Origin of the sequence: Caloramator quimbayensis, assembly GCF_900167605.1 — a bacterium.
In the GTDB taxonomy this organism is placed as follows: domain Bacteria; phylum Bacillota; class Clostridia; order Clostridiales; family Caloramatoraceae; genus Caloramator_B; species Caloramator_B quimbayensis.
Genome location: NZ_FUYH01000058.1, coordinates 1 through 2115, shown reverse-complemented (window position 1 = coordinate 2115; position 2115 = coordinate 1). Strand labels below are relative to the sequence as shown.

The window sequence follows — 2115 nt, the reverse complement described above, 5'->3', positions numbered from 1 at the left end:
AAATTAAAATATCCAGTAGAAGGCTTTGCAGCTTAATCTACTGGATTTATTTTATCAAAGGATAAATGAGGAATGAATACGGAAATTTTTTGACGCTTACTTTTTTCGCGGCAGGTTTTTGCATTTAACATATATTTATAAGGGTACCGGCATTATGTCTGTTGCAATAATACTGAAATAAGGTTAGGATGCCTTAAAGCTTTATGAAACTTGATATTATTCGTTTAGACGTATATAATATGAATTGCTAATAATTGTATGTTTGGGTGAATGTATGGTAACTGATTACATGTCTGTAAATGAAGCTTCAAAAAAGTGGGGCATTTCCGTCAGGCGCATACAAAAGCTGTGTGCGGAAAACAGAATAGACGGCGCTGTGCGTTTCAGCCGTGTATGGGCAATACCGAGAGACGCCCAAAAACCCATTGATGGCAGACTTAAGTCACAAAGAGAGAGGAAACAAAACAGAGCATGAAAATGCGGGAGGTGACAAAATGCTTCCAATATATCTGGCGATGCTTGACGGCGAAGAGGATAAAAATAAATTTGAATTGCTTTATGTTACATACAGGAAGCTTATGTTCTATGTCGCCAACCGCATCCTAAATGATGAACGGCTCGCCGAGGACGCTGTACATCAGACGTTTTTGAAAATTCTTGAGAATTTCGATAAAGTGGGGGAAATTTCCTGTCACAAAACTAAGAGCTACATTGTTACTATGGTTAGAAACACCGCCATCAATTTATATAACCAAAGAAAAAGGCGCACAACAATTCCCCTTGAGGATGTGGAATACTGTATAACGACCGAACCAATAAGCGTTGCGGAGGATTTGGATCATCTTGCAAGGGCGGTATTGAAGTTGCCTGTTATATATAAAGATGTGCTGACACTGAAATATGTTCAAGAGTTTTCAAATGAAGAAATAGCAAAGATGTTGGATATATCTGAGGCGGTGGTCAGGAAGCGGCTTGAGCGCGCAAAACGCAGGCTTAAGGAAATTCTTGGAAGGGAGGAAAGCGCCGATGTCAATTAGTTTTACGGAAGACATGCTTAAAGAAGCCGTTATTCAAGCGGACATATATGAGATAGAAACCCTGCCTACAGACGATGAAATAGAGTATGAGTTCTCAAAAAGGTTTGAGCGGAGGATGAGAAAGCTTATACGCCGCAGCAAAACGGGAAGCCCGGCCCGCGGAGTTGTATTTTTGCGCAGGCGTGCGGTCGCTTTTGTTGCTGCAATTATTATCCTGTTTGCGTCCGCAATGAGCGTATCGGCTGTGCGCGCCGCGGTATTTGAATTCATAACCGAGGTGTATGAAAAATTCACTCATATATTCTTTAATGAAAGCCGGTCATCTCAGGATGCGGCCGATGGATTTGCCATATATGAACCGGCCTATATACCGGAAGGCTTTAAACTGGTCAATAAAAACACTGACGGCCTTGTTCTGCTGGAATATGAAAAGGAAAATGATTTTATATCCTACAGCCAACAGTGCCTTGAAAACGTCTCAATCAACATAAATACAGAAGGTGTAAAACTGGAAGAACTTGAGTTCAAAGGTTTACCGGCCAAGTATTATTCCAATCAGGGCGTTCAAAGCCTGCTCTGGTACGATGATAAGTATATGTATATGGTGTCATCAACACTGGATAGAGACATCGTGTTTAAGATTGCGGAAAGCGTTGAAATTACAGACACGGACTTAAGTCCATAAAGTTCAGAAAATTTTTCTAAAAAATTTTTTATTTCCTGTCACAAAAGCCTCTTTTGATTTGTTTTATTTAATGAGAACAAAAATCAAAGGAGGTTTTTCAATGATCAAAAAGAGGTTTTTATCTTTTGCATTAAGTATCCTGCTTATTTTGTCTGTATTAACATCGACAGCATTGGCTGCAGAAGAAACTAGCGCAAAGCAGGATTCTGAAGTGTCCATTCAGTATGTTTACATCAACCAGGCAAGCACCTCGCTCACTATTTCATCAAGCGGAACGGCCACTGTGTATGGGTATGTGCAAAAAACACCGGCCGGAAAAAACATTTATCTCACATCTACTTTGCAGCGTTATTCTAACGGATCATGGTCAAACGTGAAAAGCTGGTCTAAATC

The 2115-nt window shown here is 40.1% G+C and carries 4 protein-coding genes; all 4 read left to right on the top strand.

What is annotated here, in order from left to right; all coding sequences use genetic code 11:
- Positions 1-274: 274 nt before the first annotated feature.
- A complete protein-coding gene (locus B5D15_RS15140; RefSeq protein ID WP_078697925.1) occupies positions 275-475 on the top strand; it encodes a MerR family transcriptional regulator in 201 nt (66 codons plus the stop codon).
- Positions 476-494: 19 nt separating this feature from the next.
- Positions 495-1037, top strand: a complete 543-nt coding sequence (locus B5D15_RS15135; RefSeq protein ID WP_078697924.1) for an RNA polymerase sigma factor — start codon at positions 495-497, stop codon at positions 1035-1037.
- Entirely contained in the window at positions 1027-1722 is a 696-nt protein-coding gene (locus tag B5D15_RS15130; RefSeq protein WP_078697923.1) for a DUF4367 domain-containing protein, read from the top strand. The genes B5D15_RS15135 and B5D15_RS15130 overlap by 11 nt, the downstream gene beginning before the upstream one ends.
- A gap of 100 nt (positions 1723-1822) precedes the next feature.
- A partial coding sequence (locus B5D15_RS15605; protein WP_179122350.1) for a hypothetical protein occupies positions 1823-2115 on the top strand: 293 nt, incomplete at its 3' end.